The 18806-nt window shown below is 65.7% G+C and carries 17 protein-coding genes; 7 read left to right on the forward strand and 10 right to left on the reverse strand.

Annotated features, from left to right (window positions below):
- Window positions 1-25: 25 nt before the first annotated feature.
- The 5 genes from JF781_RS09030 to JF781_RS09050 all read left to right on the forward strand — a co-directional run bounded on the left by JF781_RS09030 (window position 26) and on the right by JF781_RS09050 (window position 4374).
- Complete coding sequence (locus tag JF781_RS09030) at window positions 26-220, forward strand: hypothetical protein (RefSeq protein WP_067171583.1); 195 nt, start codon at window positions 26-28, stop codon at window positions 218-220.
- 336 nt (window positions 221-556) lie between these two features.
- Complete coding sequence (locus tag JF781_RS09035; RefSeq protein ID WP_225327150.1) at window positions 557-1588, forward strand: sulfate ABC transporter substrate-binding protein; 1032 nt, start codon at window positions 557-559, stop codon at window positions 1586-1588.
- Window positions 1585-2457 carry a sulfate ABC transporter permease subunit CysT gene (gene cysT / locus JF781_RS09040; RefSeq protein ID WP_225327151.1) on the forward strand — a complete coding sequence of 291 codons (873 nt, stop codon included), beginning with the start codon at window positions 1585-1587 and terminating at the stop codon, window positions 2455-2457. The genes JF781_RS09035 and cysT overlap by 4 nt, the downstream gene beginning before the upstream one ends.
- The gene (gene cysW / locus JF781_RS09045) at window positions 2454-3272 is read left to right on the forward strand and encodes a sulfate ABC transporter permease subunit CysW (RefSeq protein WP_225327152.1); all 819 of its coding nucleotides are present in this window, start codon (window positions 2454-2456) and stop codon (window positions 3270-3272) included. Before cysT ends, cysW begins: the two co-directional genes overlap by 4 nt.
- 13 nt (window positions 3273-3285) lie before the next feature.
- Complete coding sequence (locus tag JF781_RS09050; protein WP_225327153.1) at window positions 3286-4374, forward strand: sulfate/molybdate ABC transporter ATP-binding protein; 1089 nt, start codon at window positions 3286-3288, stop codon at window positions 4372-4374.
- A 4-nt stretch (window positions 4375-4378) separates the two neighbouring features.
- Here the strand turns inward: JF781_RS09050 and JF781_RS09055 are convergent, their stop codons facing one another.
- The 3 genes from JF781_RS09055 to JF781_RS28710 all read right to left on the reverse strand — a co-directional run bounded on the left by JF781_RS09055 (window position 4379) and on the right by JF781_RS28710 (window position 6991).
- Window positions 4379-5122: a phosphoadenylyl-sulfate reductase gene (locus JF781_RS09055; RefSeq protein WP_225327154.1), complete on the reverse strand. Its 744-nt coding sequence runs from the start codon at window positions 5120-5122 to the stop codon at window positions 4379-4381.
- Window positions 5119-6786: a nitrite/sulfite reductase gene (locus JF781_RS09060; protein WP_225327155.1), complete on the reverse strand. Its 1668-nt coding sequence runs from the start codon at window positions 6784-6786 to the stop codon at window positions 5119-5121. The genes JF781_RS09055 and JF781_RS09060 overlap by 4 nt, the downstream gene beginning before the upstream one ends.
- Before the next feature lie 112 nt (window positions 6787-6898).
- On the reverse strand, window positions 6899-6991 hold the full coding sequence (locus tag JF781_RS28710; RefSeq protein ID WP_350494745.1) for an Ms4527A family Cys-rich leader peptide: 93 nt from the start codon (window positions 6989-6991) through the stop codon (window positions 6899-6901).
- Window positions 6992-7232: 241 nt separating this feature from the next.
- Between JF781_RS28710 and hemW the strand changes: the two genes are divergently transcribed.
- Entirely contained in the window at window positions 7233-8405 is a 1173-nt protein-coding gene (gene hemW, locus JF781_RS09065) for a radical SAM family heme chaperone HemW (protein WP_225327156.1), read from the forward strand.
- 17 nt (window positions 8406-8422) lie between these two features.
- On the opposite strand, the gene JF781_RS09070 is transcribed toward hemW, so the two are convergent.
- Both JF781_RS09070 and JF781_RS09075 read right to left on the reverse strand, forming a co-directional pair.
- Window positions 8423-9634 carry a sodium-dependent bicarbonate transport family permease gene (locus tag JF781_RS09070; protein WP_225327157.1) on the reverse strand — a complete coding sequence of 404 codons (1212 nt, stop codon included), beginning with the start codon at window positions 9632-9634 and terminating at the stop codon, window positions 8423-8425.
- 278 nt (window positions 9635-9912) lie between these two features.
- Window positions 9913-10125, reverse strand: a complete 213-nt coding sequence (locus tag JF781_RS09075; protein WP_225327176.1) for a hypothetical protein — start codon at window positions 10123-10125, stop codon at window positions 9913-9915.
- A gap of 355 nt (window positions 10126-10480) precedes the next feature.
- Between JF781_RS09075 and JF781_RS09080 the strand changes: the two genes are divergently transcribed.
- Window positions 10481-11833, forward strand: coding sequence for a salicylate synthase (locus tag JF781_RS09080; protein WP_225327158.1), 1353 nt, complete (start codon window positions 10481-10483; stop codon window positions 11831-11833).
- A gap of 461 nt (window positions 11834-12294) precedes the next feature.
- Here the strand turns inward: JF781_RS09080 and JF781_RS09085 are convergent, their stop codons facing one another.
- The 5 genes from JF781_RS09085 to JF781_RS09105 are packed head-to-tail and all read right to left on the reverse strand — an operon-like array spanning window position 12295 to window position 17531.
- Entirely contained in the window at window positions 12295-13212 is a 918-nt protein-coding gene (locus JF781_RS09085; RefSeq protein WP_225327159.1) for a MerR family transcriptional regulator, read from the reverse strand.
- Between the two features lie 14 nt (window positions 13213-13226).
- A complete protein-coding gene (locus tag JF781_RS09090) occupies window positions 13227-14729 on the reverse strand; it encodes an NAD(P)/FAD-dependent oxidoreductase (RefSeq protein ID WP_225327160.1) in 1503 nt (500 codons plus the stop codon).
- A complete protein-coding gene (locus JF781_RS09095; RefSeq protein ID WP_225327161.1) occupies window positions 14726-15646 on the reverse strand; it encodes a ferritin-like domain-containing protein in 921 nt (306 codons plus the stop codon). Before JF781_RS09095 ends, JF781_RS09090 begins: the two co-directional genes overlap by 4 nt.
- 26 nt (window positions 15647-15672) lie before the next feature.
- A complete protein-coding gene (locus JF781_RS09100) occupies window positions 15673-16518 on the reverse strand; it encodes an SDR family NAD(P)-dependent oxidoreductase (protein ID WP_225327162.1) in 846 nt (281 codons plus the stop codon).
- A gap of 2 nt (window positions 16519-16520) precedes the next feature.
- Window positions 16521-17531, reverse strand: a complete 1011-nt coding sequence (locus JF781_RS09105; RefSeq protein ID WP_225327163.1) for an alpha/beta hydrolase — start codon at window positions 17529-17531, stop codon at window positions 16521-16523.
- Window positions 17532-18806 lie beyond the last annotated feature (1275 nt).

The following is an 18806-nucleotide window of genomic DNA, read 5'->3' on the forward strand; positions in this document are numbered from 1 at the left end:
GGCAGCGCCGCATAGGGTGAGCTCCGTGAACGCGTTCCTCAACTGGTGGGACGGCAACGAGCTGTGGCTTTCGGGGCTCCCTTTCGTGCTGCAGGCCATGGTGGTGATGCCGGTCGTGCTGGCGGTGGCCTACGTGACGGCGGCCCTGCTCGACGGGCTGCTCGGCAAGGGCATCGAGTTGATGCGCCGTGCCCGCCATGCCGGTGAGACCTCCGGGTGACGCGCATGCCTCGGTCGCACGTGACGCTGGTTCTCCTGATCTTGGTGGCGCTGGTGATCGGCATGTGGCTGGTCACGCACTTGATGCACCGTTGAGTCGCTCGCCGCATTCGCTCGGCGCCGGCTCCGGTGGCGGCACCGTCAATTCCTGTTAGGCTTCCCGCCATGCGCGTGGCGTTTGGCATTCCCGGGTGCTATGCCTTCGTGCACTGTTGTCGCTGACTCCCAAACCCGTGTGCGGTCTGGTTCTGGAGTTCTCGAATCCTCCTGAAGTTCTGGTTGCCTTTCCGCTGATACGGGACCGAGATCCGTTACGTTCCCCACCGGAAGGCCTTCGATGGACATCAGGACCGCGTTGCGTTGGCGGCCTGTCTTCGCCCTGATTGCGATAGCCGGCATCGTCGCCGGCTGCCACGGGGGTGCCAGCGATGCCGTCGGCGGCGGCGGGCTGGCCGGCGCGCACACTTCCATCACGCTGGTCGCCTACTCGGTCCCAGAACCCGGATGGAGCAAGATAATTCCGGCGTTCAATGCGTCCGAGGAGGGCAAGGGCGTGCAGGTGGTGACCTCCTATGGGGCCTCCGGTGACCAATCCCGCGGCGTCGTCGACGGCAAGCCGGCCGACGTCGTGAACTTCTCCGTCGAGCCCGACATCGCTCGATTGGTCAAGGCCGGCAAGGTTTCCAAAGACTGGAACACCGACGCCACCAAGGGAATCCCGTTCGGGTCGGTGGTCACGCTGGTGGTGCGCAAGGGCAACCCGAAGCACATCAAGGATTGGGATGACCTGTTGCGGCCCGGCATCGAGGTCATCACGCCCAGCCCGCTCAGTTCGGGGTCGGCCAAGTGGAACCTGCTCGCACCGTACGCCGTCAAGAGCGAAGGGGGCGCCAACAGCGCGGCCGGTGTGGATTTCATCAAGAAGCTGGTGACCGAGCACGTCAAACTCCGTCCCGGATCAGGGCGGGAAGCCACCGACGTCTTCATCCAGGGCAGCGGTGACGTGCTGATCAGCTACGAGAACGAGGCCATCGCTACCGAGCGGGCGGGCAAGCCGGTCGACCACGTCAACGTGCCGCAGACCTTCAAGATCGACAATCCGGTCGCCGTCGTCAACACCAGCCCCCACCTGCAGGCCGCCGTCGCCTTCAAGAACTTCCAGTACACCGCGGCGGCCCAAAAGGTTTGGGCGCAGGCAGGTTTCCGGCCGGTCGATCCGTCCGTCGCCGCCGACTTCCGCGCCCAGTATCCGGTGCCGACGAAACTGTGGACCATCGCCGACCTCGGCGGGTGGAGCACGGTCGATCCGCAGCTGTTCGACAAGAGCACCGGCAGCATCACCAAGATCTACACGCAGGCCACCGGATGACGGCCATCACGCCGGACCCGGCGGCGGTCCGGCCCGAACTCAGCGGCGAGCCCGAGCACGGGCCGCTGCCCGGGCGGGGCCGCGGCACCACCGCCCTGCGGGTCGGGGCGGCCACCGTGTGGTTGTCCGTGATCGTGTTGCTGCCGCTGGCGGCGATCGTCTGGCAGTCCGCCGGCGGCGGCTGGCACGCGTTCTGGCTCGCGGTCACCTCGAACGCCGCCTTGGAGTCGTTTCGGGTCACCCTGACGATCTCGGCCGGGGTGACTGTGCTCAACCTGATTTTTGGCCTGGTGATCGCGTGGGTGCTGGTGCGCGACGACTTCGTCGGGAAGCGGCTCGTCGACGCGATCATCGACCTGCCGTTCGCGCTGCCCACCATCGTCGCCAGCCTGGTCATGCTGGCCTTGTACGGCAACAACAGCCCGGTGGGTCTGCACCTGCAGCACACCGCGTGGGGCGTGGTGGTGGCGTTGGCCTTCGTCACGCTGCCGTTCGTGGTCCGCGCGGTCCAGCCGGTGCTGCTGGAGTTGGACCGTGACGCCGAGGAGGCGGCCGCGTCGCTGGGCGCCAGCGGCCCGAAGATCTTCACCTCGGTGGTGCTGCCGGCGCTGCTGCCCGCGCTGTTATCGGGCGCGGGCCTGGCGTTCTCACGCGCCATCGGAGAGTTCGGGTCGGTGGTGCTGATCGGCGGCGCGGTGCCGGGCAAGACCGAAGTGTCATCGCAGTGGATACGGACCCTTATCGAGAACGACGACCGCACCGGCGCGGCCGCGATATCCGTTGTGCTGTTGGCGATTTCGTTCGTGGTCCTGCTCGTCCTGCGGGTCGTGGGCGGGCGCGCGGCCAAACGCGAGGAGCTCGCCGGATGACGTCGTCGGCGGGAGTCCGCTATTCCCTGCGATTCGTGGCGCTCGGATACATCTTCGTGTTGCTGGTCGTGCCGGTGTCGTTAATCCTGTGGAGGACATTTCGACCCGGATTCGGCCAGTTCTACGCCTGGGTCAGCACCCCCGCGGCGATATCGGCGCTGAACTTGACCCTGCTGGTGGTGGCCATCGTGGTGCCGCTCAACGTGGTTTTCGGCATTCCGACGGCATTGGTGCTCGCGCGCAACAGGTTTCGCGGTAAGGGCGTGCTCCAGGCGATCATCGACCTGCCGTTCGCGGTTTCGCCCGTCATCGTGGGTGTGGCGTTGATCGTGTTGTGGGGCTCGGCCGGCGCGTTGGGGTTCGTCGAAAAGGATCTCGGGTTCAAGGTCATCTTCGGTCTGCCGGGCATCGTGCTCGCCAGCATCTTCGTCACCCTGCCGTTCGTCGTGCGTGAGGTGGAGCCGGTGCTGCACGAGCTGGGCACCGACCAGGAGGAGGCGGCCGCGACGCTGGGTTCGGGCTGGTGGCAGACGTTTTGGCGGATCACGCTGCCCTCCATCCGGTGGGGCCTGACCTACGGCATCGTGTTGACAATCGCACGTACCCTGGGGGAATACGGTGCGGTGCTCATCGTGTCGTCGAACCTGCCGGGGAAGTCGCAAACGCTGACATTGCTTGTTTCGGACCGATACAACCGGGGCGTCGAGTACGGCGCCTATGCGCTGTCGACCTTGCTGATGGGTGTTGCGGTGCTGGTGCTGATTTTCCAGGTGGTTCTCGACGCCCGCCGCGCCCGAGCGGCGAAGCAGGCCTGACGAGGAGGATGACGTGACAGACACCCGTGCCGGCCGGGATGACCTCGCCATCATCGTGCGCGACGCCTACAAGCACTATGGCGATTTCGTCGCGTTGGACCACGTCGACTTCGTCGTGCCGACCGGGTCGCTGACGGCGTTGTTGGGTCCCAGCGGTTCGGGTAAATCGACCCTGCTGCGTGCCATCGCCGGTCTCGACCAACCCGACAGCGGAACCGTCACGATCTACGGTCGCGACGTGACGCGGGTGCCACCGCAGCGCCGCGGCATCGGGTTCGTCTTTCAGCACTACGCGGCGTTCAAGCATCTGACGGTCCGCGACAACGTGGCCTACGGGCTCAAGGTTCGCAAGCGGCCCAAAGCCGAGATCAAGGCCAAGGTCGACAACCTGCTTGAAGTGGTGGGGCTCAGCGGTTTTCAGAACCGCTATCCCAATCAGCTCTCGGGTGGTCAGCGACAGCGGATGGCGCTGGCGCGGGCGCTGGCGGTCGACCCGCAAGTGCTGCTGCTCGACGAGCCGTTCGGTGCGCTGGACGCCAAGGTGCGTGAGGATTTGCGGGCGTGGTTGCGCCGCCTGCACGACGAGGTGCACGTGACCACGGTGCTGGTCACCCACGATCAGGCCGAGGCATTGGATGTCGCCGATCGGATCGCGGTGCTCAATCACGGCCGTATCGAGCAGATCGGATCCCCGACCGACGTCTATGACGCGCCGGCAAACGCGTTCGTGATGTCGTTCCTCGGCGCGGTGTCCACGCTGAACGGTGCCCTGGTACGGCCGCACGACATCCGGGTGGGTCGCAACCCCGAGATGGCGATCGCCGGCGGGGACGGCACCGCGGAGTCCATCGGGGTGGTGCGGGCCACCGTGGACCGGGTGGTCGCGTTGGGTTTCGAGGTGCGGGTCGAGTTGACCAGCGCCGCCACCGGCGGCTTCTTCACGGCGCAGATCACCCGCGGCGACGCCGAGGCCCTGGCATTGCGCGACGGCGACACCGTCTACGTGCGTGCCACCCGGGTCCCGCCGATCGCCCCCGCCGCGGCGGACCCCAGCCGCACCGATGAGGCCGACGAGGATGAGAACACGCTGACGTCCGCGTGATCTCTCACGAGGCGTGCAACCCGCATTCCGTCTTGGACAGCCCCTGCCAGCGCCCGCTGCGCGGGTCGGCGCCCGCCAGCGGCTTGGCCGTGCACGGGGCGCAACCGATCGACGAATAGCCTTCGTACATAAGCGGATTGACCAGCACGCTGTGCTCGTCGATGTAATTCTGCACGTCCTCGTCGGACCAGGCCGCCATCGGGTTGACCTTCACCAGCTTGAAGCCCTCGTCGAAACCGACCACTGGGGCGTTGGCGCGCGCGGCGGTTTCGCCCCGCCGCAGCCCGGTCACCCACGCCGAGTATCCCCGCAGCGTCTTGCCGAGCGGAGCGACCTTGCGCAGCCGGCAGCATTCACCGGGATCACGCGCGAACAGGTCCTTGCCCAGGAGTTTGTCCTGCTCTTCGACGGTCTGCTCGGGAGTGACGTTGAGCACCCGGATGTCGTAAACGGACTCGATGGCGTCCCGCGTGCCGATGGTCTCCACGAAGTGGTAGCCGGTGTCCAAGAACACCACAGGCACACCCGGGCGCACCTTGGCGGCGAGATCGATCAACACGGCCTCTTGCATGCTGGAGGCCACGACGTAGTTGCAGGTCGCCCATCCGCGCGGCCCGTTGATGCCGCCGAACGTCTCGTCGGTCCAACGCAATACGTCGCTGGCGCTGGCGCCCTCGAGCTCGGCCGCGCCCCGGGCAGCGAGCTCGCGCAGCTCGGCCTCGGAATGTCTGGTTGTTCGTTCGCTCATCGCAAATCGTCCTCGTCTGCCCTCATGGCCCACTGTGCGAAACGTTCACCCTCGCCGCGATATTTCAGGAAGTTGCGCGCGACCCGCTCGATGTAGTCGCCGAGCTCGTCGCTGGTGACCTTGTGCTGACGCAGTTTTCGGCCAAAGCCGCTGTCTTGGCCCAGGCTGCCGCCCAGGTGTACCTGGAAACCCTCGACTGAGCCGCCTTCGCCGTCGTCGACCATCTGGCCTTTCAACCCGATGTCGGCGACCTGAATGCGCGCGCACGAATTGGGGCAGCCGTTGATGTTGACGGTGATCGGAACATCGAGTTGCAGGTTGATGTCCGCGAGCCGGCTCTCCAGCTCGGGCACCAAAGACTGCGCCTTGACCCGGGTTTCGGCGAACGACAACTTGCAGAACTCAATCCCCGTGCACGCCATCACGTTCCGGCGCCACTGTGACGGCTGTGACTGCAGGCCGAGCGACTCGAGGCCGGCGATCAGCTCGTCGAGCTTGTCGTCGGGTACGTCGAGGATCACCAGCTTCTGGTAGGGGGTCAGCCGGATCCGGTCGGAGCCGACCCGCTCGGTGAGGTCGGCCACAGCGGTCAGGATCGTCCCCGACACCCGTCCCGCGATCGAGGCGACGCCCACCGCGTTGAGCCCGTTCTTGAGCCGTTGCACGCCGACGTGGTCGATCGGATGCGGGACCGGCTCGGGGGCCGGGCCGTCGATGAGTGGACGCTTGAGGTACTCGGTTTCCAGCACCTCGCGGAACTTTTCGACGCCCCAGTCCTTGATCAGGAACTTCAGCCGCGCCTTGGAGCGCAGCCGCCGGTAGCCGTAATCGCGGAAGATCGAGGTCACCGCGTGCCACACCTCGGGCACTTCCTCGAGCGGCACCCAGGCGCCGACGCGCTGGGCCAGCATCGGGTTGGTCGACAACCCCCCGCCGACCCATAGGTCCAGGCCGGGGCCGTGCTCGGGGTGGTTGACACCGATGAACGCGATGTCATTGACCTCGTGCACCACGTCTTGCAGGCCCGAGATGGCGGTCTTGTACTTGCGCGGCAGGTCGGCGAACTCGGGCTGGCCGATGTACCGGCGCGCGATCTCGTCGATCGCCCAGCTCGGGTCGAGCACCTCGTCGAGCGACTCACCGGCCAGCGGTGAGCCCAAGATCACACGGGGGCAGTCGCCGCACGCCTCGGCGGTCTGCAATCCGACCTCGGTCAGCCGCCGCCAGATCTCGGGGACGTTCTCCACCTCGATCCAGTGGTACTGGATGTTTTCCCGGTCGGTGATGTCGGCGGTGTCGCGGCCGAATTCGGTGGAAATCTGGCCTACGGTGCGCAATGCGGCCGCGGACAGCGCGCCGCCGTCGCAGCGCACCCGCATCATGAAGTACCTGGCTTCGAGCAACTCGGCATTGTCGTCGCCGGTGAAGGAGCCGTCGTAGCCCTGCTCACGCTGGGTGTAGAGGCCCCACCAGCGGAAGCGCCCACGCAGGTCGCTCTTGTCGATGCTGTCGAAGCCGTTCTTGGCGTAGATGGTCTCGATGCGCTCGCGCACGTCCAGGGGGGCGCCGGCCTGCTTCATCTCTTCGTTCGGGTTCAGCGGCTCACGATTCCCCAGTGCCCATTGGCCCTCGTTACGGGCCTTCGCGGGTCGGGCGGTGGTCATCGGAAGTTCTCCTTCAAAAAGATCGCCAGCGCGGCCAGCACAGTTCAGCGGTACTTATGGGCGGCACGAAACCGTCGGCCTGCTGGAGACACAGTGGGCTGGGTCTACCAAGTCAAGGCAGACAGATACAGCTGCAAACGCGCTTGAGATCGATGTGCCGTCGCGCCACGAGCACAATGTGCGGGCTGGGCTGGGCGACAGTCACGCCACCATTGTGCCATGGATGCCGAGGGGCCGCGCGAGCAGGTCAAATCTGGGCTCACGATGATTAAAAGTCCCGGCCAAGCCGGGGGTGGTGGAGCCGCATGGCAACGCCGAGCGGGTACTCAGCGCGGAACAGCGGCCAGAATTTCGCCGCGATGGCACGTTCGGCACGGGTGCTCAGCGTCAGGCGTCGGCGGCATCGAGGGCCCCGGGGCCACCCGTCTGCCGTGGGATCATTTGGCATGGCCATTCGTGAGCAGCCGGTCGACCTGCCCGACGTGCGGGCGGTCGCCGGGCGCCCGTTTGGCATCTACGTGCATGTCCCGTTCTGCGTAACACGTTGCGGCTACTGCGATTTCAACACCTACACCCCGGCCGAGCTGGGGGGTGTCAATCCCGATGCCTGGCTGGGCGCGCTGCGGACGGAACTCGAATTGGCGGCCGCGCGGCTGCAAGCGCCGCCGGTGAACACCGTGTTCGTCGGTGGGGGGACGCCCTCGCTGCTGGGCGGTGCGCGCCTGGTGACGCTGCTGGACATGGTGCGCGAGCACTTTCCGCTGGCGACAGATGCCGAGGTCACCACCGAGGCCAACCCGGAGTCGGCGTGGCCGGACCTCTTCGACGCCATCCGAGCGGCCGGCTACACCCGGGTGTCGCTGGGGATGCAATCGGTGGCGCCACGGGTGCTGGGTGTCCTCGACCGCATTCACACGCCGAACCGATCGGCGGCCGCCGCCCGCGAGGCGCTGGCCGCGGGATTCGAACACGTCAGCCTCGATTTGATCTATGGAACTCCGGGGGAGTCCGACGACGACCTGCTGCGGTCGGTCGACACGGCCATCGACACCGGCGTCGATCACGTCTCGGCCTATGCATTGGTGGTCGAGGAAGGCACCGCCCTGGCCCGGCGAGTGCGGCGCGGTGAGCTGGCGGCGCCCGACGACGACGTGCTGGCCCACCGCTACGAATTGGTCGACGCGCGACTGTCCGAGGCGGGGATGTCTTGGTACGAGGTTTCCAACTGGTCGCGGCCGGGTGGTGAATGCCGGCACAACCTGGGCTACTGGGATGGCGGGCAGTGGTGGGGCGCGGGACCCGGTGCGCACGGCTACGTCGGCACCACGCGCTGGTGGAATGTCAAGCATCCCAACGCGTATGCCGAAAGGTTGTCGGCGAACGCGCTGCCGGTCGCGGGATTCGAGGAACTCGGCGCCGACACGTTGCACACCGAAGACGTGCTGTTGAAAGTCCGTCTACGCCAAGGCCTTCCGGTTGAAGTGTTGAGTTCCGAAGAGCGTGAACGCGCCGAGGCTGTCGTTGCCGACGGGTTGCTGGTGCCGGCCGGGGACAGGCTCGTCCTCACCGATCGGGGGCGGCTGTTGGCAGACGCCGTCGTGCGGACGCTATTGGGGTAGCGGCCCGGCCGACGCGATCAGACCCCGAACCACTGCTCGAAGACCCGGGCGATCTCGATGTAGAGCGGGATTCCGACGGTGACGTTGTAGGAGAACGTCAGACCCAGTGAGGCGGCCAACGGCAACGTCGGGCTCGCCTCGGGGATGGCGAGGCGCTGCACCGCCGGGACCGCGATGTAGGACGCCGCGCCGCACAGGACCGCGAACAGCACATAGGTACCCGTCTTGAAGTCGGTGTGGGTCAGCGAGGCGTAGCTGCAGGCGACGAAGATGCCCAGTGTCGCAAAGATATTCGGCGCCACGAGACCGAAGACGATGAATCCGGGGCCCGCCGTGCGCAGGTCTTTCAGTTTGCGCGACGCGGTCATGCCCATCTCGAGCAGGAACAGGCACAGCACGCCCTGGAACGCCAGCACGAAGAACTTGTCGTCGTCGGCGACGACCTTCTGGCCCTGCAGCCCGCTGACCAGACCGATGATGATGCCGCCCATCAGCAGGACCAGCCCCGGATTGAGGAACACTTCCTGAAACAGCTCGCGGGACAAGATCGGCATCCGCTTGGTCTTGATGCCGACCGGGCTCTGCTCGGGCTCCCAATCCTCCAGCTGGTGCTCGAGGCCCGCTTCCTGCGTCTCGAGGCTCTGGCCCAGCTGGGGTCGCGCGGCGCTGCCGGGACCGACCCCGACCTTGACGGGCGGTGTGTAGCCGGGCTCGTCGGGCATGTACCCGGCGGAGTCCATGCCTCGGTGGCGCAGTCGGGCCACGAAGTACAGCGCGACCAGGCAGCCCGGAATCTCCATCACGGCGAGCATCACCGGCATGTAAGCGTTGAAGGCGATGTTCACGGCGGCCAGCACGGCCACACAGGTGGCGAAGGTCCCGGCCGAGTCCGACCCGTAATACCCCGCGATCGTCGCGCGGTCGACCTTCCGAAGTGATCGCAGGCGGCCGAGCCCCACGTAGGCCAAACCGCCGATGGCACAGTTCAATACGAAGCCCAGGACCATGAATCCGACGATGGCGCCGACGCTGGAGGCGCTGATCTTCGCGAGCTCTTCGCCGCCGTGCCATCCGATGGCCAGCAGCAGGTACATGGTCAACCCCTGATAGATGACGTACGGGAATTCGAAGCGCACCTTCAGGATCGGGATCAGAAAGCCGAAGTAGAAGAACAGCAGGAGCGGTTTGAACAGGTTGTGGGTGAAGTTGTGCCAAAACTCGTGCAGCATCGATGCCTCCGTTGAGTAGACCCGTGATCAGGGGAAGCACCGTCCGCAACGCGGGGCAACCACGAAACATCCCGACGACCGCCAAAAACTTATCCCCGAGGCCGCGGGCCTGCCACTCGAAAGCTCAGCGGGAACCGCGGGCCCGCCAGACGGGGCCGCACCGAAAACACGCTGCTCAGAGCGGTTTTGGGGACGCCACACCTTCCGCGCGCCGGCGTCCCATCTACCGTGAGATTGGTGTGAAAGTGCTGTGCGTTTACTGTGCAGTCAAATTGGGGTCAGCCGGTCGACGACTTGAGCGAGGGTCTGATCGCGGCGCCCTTTTTCCGGTGGGTCACCGACGCCCAGGCCGATGGCGAGTAGTGCGTCGTGATTTCTTCGAAGCCGTCGACGCGGGAAACCGAGAGCACACCGGTCTGTTGGTTGATTTCGAGTTCGTCGCCTTCGCTTGCCTGGACTTCCTCGCCGCTGAAGAGGCGAATGCTGAACACGTTGTTCCTCCAATCCAGCCTCCAATCCAGCCAAGTCAGGCGGACGGGCAGCGGCACTAGGACGAGTCTCGCGGCCAGAGCCGTGTGTTGCGCGACAACGACGTAAACGGTGGGGAAACGTTCGAAGTGGCGAGCCTCACAACTGGTCGGCGGGGCCCGGCTCGGAAGTCGGCGCCACCGTCGCCTAGCTGCGCGAACGGAGCGGCCACGGCGACGGCTCGACGCATTCCCGCGGGTAGTCTCGGGCCGGACGGGGCTTCAACTCCGAGAGAGTTTTAGCCGAACGCGCCCATCCGGGGCAACTCGATGGGATCGGTTGCGCACAGCTACATAGGTTAGGCTACATTTACTAACCGTGACCGAGGTCAGCGTCGAGACAAGTTCCGCCGGTTCTGCGTCGCCATCGATCCCGCTTCCCGCCCATATCGATCCGGCGGACCTGGCGGCCGAGCTGGCCGTGGTGTTGTCTGAGCGCGTCGGGGAAGAATACCTACTCTACGAGCGCGGCGGGGAATGGGTGCTGGCCACCGGTGTGCACGCCATGGTCGAGCTGGACAGCGACGAGCTGCGGGTGATCCGCGACGGCGTGACGCAGCGCCAACAGTGGTCGGGTAGGCCCGGGCCGGTGCTGGGCGAGGCCATCGACCGGCTGTTGCTGGAAACAGACCAACTCTTCGGTTGGATCGCCTTCGAATTCGGGGTCTATCGCTACGGGCTGCAGCAGCGCCTGGCGCCGGGAACCCCGCTGGCCCGGGTGTTTTGGCCGCGGGGCCGCATCGCGGTGTCCCGGGAGGCAATCCGTCTGTTCGACGCGTCGGCCGACCACCGCGACGACGTGCTGGGTGTGATCGGCGACGGCGTGCCCGGTCTGCGTGACGCCTCGGCGGTCGACGTCATCGCCGACCCCTCGGACTACCGCGATCGGGTGGCGTCGGCCGTGGCGGAGATCGCGGCGGGCCGCTACCACAAGGTGATCCTTTCCCGTTCTCTCGAAGTGCCCTTCGCGCTCGACTTCCCGTCCACCTACCGGCTGGCGCGCCGGCACAACACCCCGGTGCGGTCGTTTCTGTTGCGGCTGGGTGGAATTCGTGCCGTCGGCTACAGCCCTGAACTGGTCGCGGCGGTCCGTCGCGACGGCGTCGTGGTGACCGAGCCACTGGCGGGAACCCGCGCGCTCGGTCGCGGCGAGGCGCGTGACCGCGAGGCGCGCGATGACCTGGAGTCGAACTCCAAAGAGATTGTCGAGCATGCGATTTCGGTGCGAAGTTCGTTGCAGGAGATGACCGAGATCGCCGAACCCGGCACCGCGGTCGTCACCGATTTCATGACGGTGCGGGAACGGGGGAGCGTGCAGCACCTCGGGTCCACGGTCAGCGGGCGCCTGGGCACGTCGAACGACCGGATGGACGCGCTCGAAGCGCTGTTCCCGGCGGTCACCGCCTCGGGCATCCCGAAAGCCGGCGGTGTCGAAGCGATCATGCGCCTCGACGAAGGACCTCGCGGTCTGTATTCGGGTGCGGTCGTGATGATTTCAGCCGACGGTGCGCTCGACGCGGCGCTGACGCTGCGCGCGGCCTACGAGCGTGACGGTAGGACCTGGCTACGGGCCGGAGCCGGCATCATCGAAGAGTCCACTCCCGAGCGCGAATTCGAGGAGACATGCGAGAAGTTGTCCACGCTCGCGCCCTATCTGGTTGCGCGTCCATAGGCGAGGAATTCGACGAGCCCAAGCGGCGTTTACCTCGAGCGCGAGAACGCGAAGGACCGAGTAGATCAACGCCAGCAAAGTGCTTCAAACGAAAGGAACGCTGACACCGAGTGGGCCCTGAATACGGTTATGCACAGTTCAGTGGGTAATTCCCGCCCCGTGGCCCACCAAATCTCAATGTCCACTAAAGGGTTGACAGCGAATATCCGTCATTCTCAAGTTTTTTCGCGGTGTTGCGTTTAACATCTGTCCCAACTTCAACGGGATGGAGTATTCGTGTCTGGTCTCAAGTCGAAAGTCATTCTTGCCGTCATGCTGGCGCTCACTTTCCCCACGGCAGCGGCCTGCACGGGCACTTTCACGTGCCCAACCTGCACTGTCGTCCCTTTTTAGCGCTCCACTGTTAGGTCGCGCGCTCACGGCATGAGGCGGCCGAGGACATTCCCGAAAGCCACCGCCGCTCAGGCCGAAGAGCTCGATTCGGCGAGATAGTCCGCCAAAATGCGGCTCACGAGCGACTCGATATTGGATTCGATCGAGGACGCGAGCGTGGCGGTGACCGTCGCCACCGCTTGAGTCCGGAAGCGCACCAGCATGGTGATCAGCTCGGCGATCTCGGCATCGGCCGGCAGCGGCTCGCCGGGCTTGATGCGGTCCAGCACGTGCTCGGCCCCGGCGCGCACCAGCATGTCGCTGATCTTGTCGATCTCGGGCACGATCTGCTCGTGCAGGTCAATGAGCTTGTCGAATTCGACGCCGTAGCCGCGGATCTCGTTGAACGCTTCGATGAGCTTCGGCCGGGTGAGGGTGGCTTGCGGCCCGTCGATCCGGATCAGCTGAAGGGCGACCAGGCGCTCGAACGCGTGCGGGTCGTCGACGAGTCGCTGGGCGTCGGCCAGCGGCAGGGTTTCCGGCTTCTCGGTGGTCCACGGGCCCGCGATGGCGGTTTCGAGGCCCAGCACGTCGCCGAGGTTTTTGCCTTCCTCCCACGCGCTGAGCATTTCTCGTACGTGCGCAATGGTGTAGCCGCGGTCAAGCATCGAGGTGATCAGCCGCAACCGCGTCAGGTGGGTGTCGTTGAACAACGCGATCCGCCCGACGCGCAGCGGCGGGGGCAGCAGCCCGCGGTCGCGGTAGACGCGGATATTGCGAGTCGTGGTGCCCGCCAACCGCGCCAGGTCGTCGATTCGGTACTCACCGGAGTTCGCGCCGCCGTGCGGGTGACGGACCGCCGCGTCGAAGAGCTGCGACACCGCGCCCTCGATGAGCTGGCGATATTCCCGCGATTGGCGCCGCACGCGTTTCGGCGCGCGCCGCACGTTGTGCAGCACGCCCGCGATGGTGCCGGGCTCGGGCCGCGACGCGCGCTCGGTTGCCATGTCAGTCCTGCATCTCAGGCGGACCGGGTCGCGTGTGCCCGGGCGTGCGCCACCGCCTGATAGTCCTCGTACCGGAAATCCCTCATCTGGCGAAGATACTGCGTGGCGAAGCCGGGATACATCGACCCGTTGAATCCGTCCTTGGTGAGGTACCAACTGCGGCAACCTGACATCCAGGTCGTCTTGGTCAGCCGGCGCTGGAGATCCTCGTTGTGGCGACGTTGGACGTGTTCGCGCACATCGAGGTAGCGCAGGTCGTCGTTGAGGATGGTGGTGATGCCGCGGACCACGTAGTCCAGCTGGCCCTCGATGTAGACCAGCAGCGAGTTGTGCCCCGGCCCGGAGTTGGGGCCGGTCATCACGAACAGGTTTGGATAGCCGTGCACGTTGATGCTCTTGTAAGCCTGTGCGCCATCGGCCCATTCGGCGGCCAGCGAGCGCCCGCCGAGCCCGGTGACCGGAAACGGCGGACCGGTCAGATGCACGTCGTAGCCGGTGGCGAACACGATGCAATCCAGGTGGTGCTCGATGCCGTCACTGGTGCGGATGCCGGCCGGGCTCAACGTGGCGATCGGCCAGTCGATGAGCTTGCAGTTGTCGCGCTGCAGCGCGGGGTAGTAATCGCTGGAGACCAGCATGCGCTTACACCCCGGCCGGAAGTCGGGTGTCAGCTGGCGGCGCAGCCACGGATCCTTCACCTGAGCGCGCAGGTGCGCCCGCCCGAGCCGGGCCACCAGCGACGTCAGCGGCGTGTCCCACACCAGCGCCGTCGCGCTGGCTTCGTGGCCCCAGTAGAGGGCCTGGCGCGCAAGCTGTTGGGTGGCAGGGACTTTGGCGAACAAGGCTTGCACGGACGGTGGGGTGGCGACGTCCAAGCGCGGCAGCACCCAGCACGGCGTGCGCTGGAAGACCTTGACGAATTCGGCCTTCTTGACCAGCTCGGGGATGATCTGGATGGCGCTGGCGCCGGTGCCGATGACCGCGACGCGCTTGCCCGCGAAGTCGTAGTCATGATCCCAGCGGGCGCTGTGGATCTTGTGCCCGCGGTAGCTGTCCAGGCCGCGGATGTCGGGGAAGCTGACGTCGGACAGGGGGCCGGAGGCCAGCACCACGGTGCGTGCGCGAAACTTCTTGCGGTTCTTGGTGGTGGCGGTCCAGACGCCGGCTTCCTCGTCGAAGGACAGGTCCTTCACCTCGTGGCCGAACTTTATGCGGCCGCGAATGTTGAATCGGTCCGCCATGTCCTCGAGGTGGCGATAGATTTCCGGGGCGGGGGAGTAGGTCCGCGACCAGGTCGGGTTCTTGACGAACGAGTACGAGTACAGCAGTGAGGGGACGTCGCAACTGGCACCGGGATACGTTGTGTCGCGCCAGGTTCCGCCGACCCGGTCCGCACGCTCCAGTATCACGATGTCGTCGACTCCGGCTTCGGCCAATCGAATCGCCGCGCCTAGTCCGGTGAAGCCGGCCCCGATGATCAGCGCCGCATGGGCACCGTTGTTGTTCGCCATGCTCATGCCGCCGGCTCGTGGGTGAGTTCGCTGACCCAAGTCGGTACCGACGGCAGCAGGGGCCGCGGATATCGGTCGGAAAGCCACACCATCGAATTCGCCAGCAGGTGGTACGGGTGGCGGGGATTTGTGACCACGCCGGCGTAGCGCCTCAGGAACCGATAAGTCGGCACCCGCTTGGTGCGTTCGCCGCGGTCGCCAAGCTCCCTGAATCGCTTCACGGCCCGGTAAAGCCGCTCGGGCTCCAGACCCATCGCGGTGATCTCGTTGCGGATCCTGTTGATCAGCGGTGCACCCATGATCGCGCCGATGATGAGACCCGGAGTGGCATTGTGACCGATGAAGTCGATCAGCAGCCGCCGGATCTTCGCGTGCCCGATCATGTCGAGAACCTCGAAATCGACGACCAGATGGCGTGATTCGTCATTGTTGATCTTCTCGAAAACCTGGTGACAAACGGGGTCGTGCACCTCGTCGAGGAGGAATTTCAACAGGGCGCCGTCCAGCGCGACTTCGAGCATCGGGATGACGGTGCCGAGCAGAGACAACGGCATGTCGTCGGCCCAGCGGTCCAGCCAGTCGATGGCCAGCCGGATGTTCACGTTCGGCTCGGGAATCTCACCATCCTCGAGCATGCCCCAGCGCTTCATCAGCGCCAGTTCGGCGTTGGCGTGGCGCTGTTCCTCGGCGTGGAAGTAGCGGTAGATCTCGGCGATGGTCGCCGTGGGTGCCTTCTTCGCGAGCGCCGCGAAGCCCCTGGCGCCGATGTTTTCGATCCAGCACAGGTCGGCCATGAACGCCTTGAGCTGGGGCCGCTGTTCGTCACTGATCATGTCGGCGCCGGGCGCGTCCCAATCGATGTCGGCGAGTGCCCACTGCCGGTCTTTGATCTTGGCGAGCATGGCTTCCATGTCTATGGCCACCGGGAAGGTCCTTTCCAGTCGGGCGTTCAGGGCAAGTTGATGCGGGAGAGCAGGCCGGCCGTACGCGTATAGGCCTGCGGGGCCAAACGTTTGATGTTCCAGCCGACCTTGGCGTCGAACTGCGGCATGCAGTACAGCTCGCCGCGGTCGTGTGCGTCGAGGCAGGTCCGCGCGACCTTCTCCGCGGACAATCCGGTCCAGCGCATCAATTTCGCGGCGAGTTCGCTGGATTGTTCGCTGATGCGGCCGGACTCGAGAATGTTGGTCTTGACGAAGGTCGGGCACAGCACGGTGACTCGCACTGGTGTTCCGGCCAGTTCGGCGGCCAGCGTCTCGGACAACGAGAGGACGCCGGCCTTGCTGACGTTATAGGCGGCCATACCCGGGGCGGCGCCGAATGCCGCCGCGGAGGCGACATTGATGATGCCCCGGGGCGCACGGGACTCGGCGTCGCGCAGGATCGGGGTGAACACATGGCAGCCGTGAATGGGGCCCCAGAGGTTGATCCCCAACGTCCATGACCAATCATCCAGCGGCGCATCGCCGATCGCGGCGCCGCCGGCACCGACGCCGGCATTGTTGATCACCAACGTGGGTGCCGCTGCGAACCAGTCCTGCGATTGTTCGGCCAGCGCCTGCACCTCGTCGAATCGCGATACGTCGCAACGGATTGCTATCGCTTTTCCGCCGTGCTCGGCGATCGTGTCGGCCGTGCGTTGGGCCGCGGTCTGGTCGATGTCACTGCACACGACCGCGCCACCGCGACGGCCGAGTTCGACGGCGAAGGCTGCGCCGATGCCGCTTCCGGCGCCCGTCACCACCGCCGAGGCGGCGTGGCTGATTTTCGACCGGTTGAGGATTCTGTCCAACATCGTCAGTGGGCCTCCTCGGCCGGGGTGCGGGCATCCTGCAGGGCGTGGGCGATGAATCGCGCTACGTAGGCCATGGCTTTGGCGGCCTCCGGGGTCATGCGTGGCAACGCTTGGAAGACGTGCACCTGGTGGGGCCAAATCTGCAGTTCGCATCGGCCCCCGGCCGTTTGGATGTCGTCGGCGAGTTGGCGCGCATCCTCTTGCAGCATCTCGGCGCCGCCGGCCTGGATCAGCGTGGGCGGAAGCGCGGGGCCGCCCGCAACGTCGAGTGTCAGCCGCTGATGCGTGAGTTCGACGCCGCTGTGGTAAAGGCCGACCAACCGCACCGCGTTCGCGGCGCTGGTGGCGGGGTCGGGGCGTATCCGTTCCCGGGCGAGCGCCAGTTCGAACGTGAGGTCATACAGGGGAGAGAACAACACTTGTGCCGCAGGATGGTTGGCGGAGACGTCGGGTTGCAGCAGCAGGTCGACGGACAGGTGGCCGCCCGCCGAATCTCCGGCGATCACAATCTGTTTCGGTGGCACGCCGCAGGTGTTCACCAGCCAGTCCCAGCCCGCGCGGACGTCGTCGGCCGCGGTGGGGAAGCGGTGACGCGGTGCCAGTCGGTAGTCCACGCAGAACACGGGAAGTCCGGTCAAGGACGAAAGCCAGGATGTCAACCGCCGGTGCGTCTTTGGCGAACACACGGCGTACCCGCTGCCGTGCACGTAGTAGATGGCTCCCGCGGTTGTCGATGAGCGCTCGGTTTCGCTGGTGGGCGTGCGCGGCCCGTAGACCCATTCGCCCTTGATGCGGCGCCCGTCGGGCAGCCTGGTGTCGACCGGTTCGACACGAGTGCCCGCCAGCGAGGGGCCGAAGGTTCCCATGATCCTGGCGATGATCTGGCGCGAGAGCCACAGACCCCATGCCCGCTCGGGCGGGATCACGCTGGTGATCGGCCGAAGGGTGTACGCGCTTACCGCCGCCGCGCCGCGGGATCGCAACGAGCCGCGAGCCGGAACGCCGTCCGTCATACAACGCAGTCAACACCAAATGGTGACATTGGTCAATGGCAGGTTTGGGGTGGGTGCGCCGCATCCTTGATCGCCCGTGTAGGTTCTCAGCTTCGGTGTCACATTCTCAGTTGAGATGTCATATGGATGTCATATATGACACGAACCTGAGACGAAGACCCGTGTAGCTGGCGCTCGGCCCGACGAGTCGTCCGATGGTTCGGCGACTAAGCGAAGCGCCTGCACGAGAGCATTATTCGACTACTAACTCTTTGGCGCTGCCGGCATTAGTAGCTGATGACGACGCTGTGCAATTGGCTTTCGCGACAAAAGTCGGTGGGCCATCGCCTCTGATCACGGCGGGAGCACCGTCACTAGTGGCTGACGGAGGTGGTCTTATCGGCGCCTGGCGGCCGCGCGCAAAGCGTGGTTGATACGACCGCGCGTCGTTTTGCGCTGCTACACGTGCGAGATGCGGTCTGCATCAGGGGTATTGACCTACAGCTCCGCTCGTTGACAAGGAGATTGATCGAGGATCACAGCAGTTACCAACGAAAAGAATGCAGCATGAAAGCCGACCGTAGGCGGCGCTTATTCCATTGGCTCGACGCGATGTCCTGGCAGCCAGGCAGACAAACCTTCCCGGATCCCCCGATCTGTCTCTTCCCCTAGGGCTGGGCTGCCCGCTGGAGCTATGTCTTGGCAGCTACAGCTGAGGGTGCCGAACGGACTCGGGTCGGCACTGGCCAGTGCGGCTTCCCCGACGGAGCCGATAGCGATAGCAGCGCAAACCAGCACCTGGATAATCACTTGAGTCAACCTGGCCGACCGGTGATTTGTCGCCGCATGCTCAACTCGGTGTGCCTCAAGGCCGTCGAGTTGAGCAGAAGCACCACACGTGTAGCCGACGGATACAGTGGCGTCAGACCAACATCTTTCGATGTAGTCGACACTACCCCCGTAGGGTATCGTGGTCAATACTTCCGGCCGCGCGCCACTTAGACCGTCGTGCCGAACTCAGGGCCGTGCCGGGGCGGTGGACGGCTAATCCACTCTCGGCTGGCGGCCTCGTCGAAAGCGCGGAAGCGCCACAAAACCGGCCACGGCCAACCTTGTTGGCTCCCAACGGCCCCCGTTCCAATCTCGTGCCGACGGGTACTGCAAGGTGGTGGGGCCCGACCAGCGCCCGTCCGGTTTGCCTTCGCCGACCAATGCACATCCACGCAGCGGGAAAGCCTCTGGGCGCCCGGGCTCAGGTAGCCGCGACGGCACTGATTGCTACCGGCGGGTTGATGG

It is taken from the genome of Mycobacterium sp. WUMAC-067 (assembly GCF_020217485.1).
Classification (GTDB): Bacteria; Actinomycetota; Actinomycetes; order Mycobacteriales; family Mycobacteriaceae; genus Mycobacterium.

Excerpts from the sequence above, each read along its gene's own strand:
- JF781_RS09035 (WP_225327150.1), top strand. The coding sequence starts at position 557 with ATGGACATCAGGACCGCGTTGCGTTGGCGGCCTGTCTTCGCCCTGATT.
- cysT (WP_225327151.1), top strand. The coding sequence starts at position 1,585 with ATGACGGCCATCACGCCGGACCCGGCGGCGGTCCGGCCCGAACTCAGC.
- cysW (WP_225327152.1), top strand. The coding sequence starts at position 2,454 with ATGACGTCGTCGGCGGGAGTCCGCTATTCCCTGCGATTCGTGGCGCTC.
- JF781_RS09055 (WP_225327154.1), bottom strand. The coding sequence starts at position 5,122 with ATGAGCGAACGAACAACCAGACATTCCGAGGCCGAGCTGCGCGAGCTC.
- JF781_RS09060 (WP_225327155.1), bottom strand. The coding sequence starts at position 6,786 with ATGACCACCGCCCGACCCGCGAAGGCCCGTAACGAGGGCCAATGGGCA.
- hemW (WP_225327156.1), top strand. The coding sequence starts at position 7,233 with ATGGCCATTCGTGAGCAGCCGGTCGACCTGCCCGACGTGCGGGCGGTC.
- JF781_RS09070 (WP_225327157.1), bottom strand. The coding sequence starts at position 9,634 with ATGCTGCACGAGTTTTGGCACAACTTCACCCACAACCTGTTCAAACCG.
- JF781_RS09085 (WP_225327159.1), bottom strand. The coding sequence starts at position 13,212 with ATGGCAACCGAGCGCGCGTCGCGGCCCGAGCCCGGCACCATCGCGGGC.
- JF781_RS09090 (WP_225327160.1), bottom strand. The coding sequence starts at position 14,729 with ATGAGCATGGCGAACAACAACGGTGCCCATGCGGCGCTGATCATCGGG.
- JF781_RS09100 (WP_225327162.1), bottom strand. The coding sequence starts at position 16,518 with ATGTTGGACAGAATCCTCAACCGGTCGAAAATCAGCCACGCCGCCTCG.
- JF781_RS09105 (WP_225327163.1), bottom strand. The coding sequence starts at position 17,531 with ATGACGGACGGCGTTCCGGCTCGCGGCTCGTTGCGATCCCGCGGCGCG.